1 protein-coding gene is annotated in these 1,175 nt (G+C 37.4%); it reads right to left on the bottom strand.

Annotated features, from left to right (window positions below; translation table 11 throughout):
• Positions 1–117: 117 nt before the first annotated feature.
• Positions 118–1,175 (bottom strand): peptidylprolyl isomerase (locus tag AC1DUA_RS38465; RefSeq protein ID WP_477504696.1); only part of this gene is annotated, 1,058 nt, incomplete at its 5' end.

Raw genomic sequence — 1,175 nt, 5'->3', positions numbered from 1 at the left:
ACCGTACACCAAGTACTTTTTTTCATCATAAAGTATTCCTCCATAAAAATTTGATTATATATGAAACGGTGTAGACCGTTGGAAACATGTATCTATAGAACTCTTAGCTGTTGTTGTCTATGGGAACAATTGATTGTATACGTTTGCATTTATTTGTATTTGAGCTTCTCCTACGAGTTTATCTATCAACGCGATATATTTCTTGTCTACATAGTCGGTTTGTACTTTAGTTCTTGCATCATCAAAGCCTTGATAGCGATCTTGTTTTTTATCTATACATTTGATGAGAACGAACTCGCTCCTTGCTTCTATAACATCACTTACCTGTGTGATTTCTAGTTTTGGAGCAATCGCTTTTAACTCTGAATACTGGATTACATCTCTTCTAGCGGTCGTTTCATCAAAAATTTGATCATGTACTTGACCGTTTTCATTGTATAGTTTGGCTACACTTTCGAAATCACTTCCCGAATCAAGCTTTGCTTTTGCTTGCCTGATTACCTGCTCAGCCTTCTCTTTCTCGATCTCCGTGCCGCCAAAGGGTATTGTTATCTTTTGAACCTTGATATAATCTGGCAATTTATATTTCTCTTCCCTGTCTCTTTCATATAGCTTCCTTAAATCATCTTCCGAGATGTCTTTGGAATACAGCACTTCTTTCAACTTAAATACGTTATTGCTAAATTGATAATCGAAAAATTCGTTCTCACCGAATTGTGTCGGACCATAGACAATCTGTCCCTTCTTCACTGCTTCTTGTCTTCTATGATTTTCATCCGCTAGACTCTTCAGAAAACTTTCATAGCTTAAATCAGTAATAATTCCGTTCTGCTTCATGAGCATTTGTTGAACTTTGATTCTAACTTCATCGTTTAAAGTCGCTTTCCTAGCAACATCTATTGGACTTTCTCCTCCATAGATCGTTTTCCAAAAATCCTTTCCAGGATCTACCCCATATTTGTCTTTAAAATAACTATAGGTTTTGGCAACGTGGTTATAGGCGAGTCGCTCACGAAACTCACCTGCTGCTATGGGCTCGTTATTTACGGTCAAAGCAGGATCATACTCAGAGACACTCTGGCTCTTCATAAGGGCATAAGCGGCAATAACTATGCATATCCCAGAAAATACCAGGAGCGAGATGACATACTTATTCGTTAATTTCATATATACAC

This window comes from Paenibacillus sp. 01T422 (assembly GCF_056398785.1).
The sequence above is the reverse complement of the archived record's forward strand: the minus strand, read 5'-3'. Positions and strand labels throughout refer to the sequence as shown.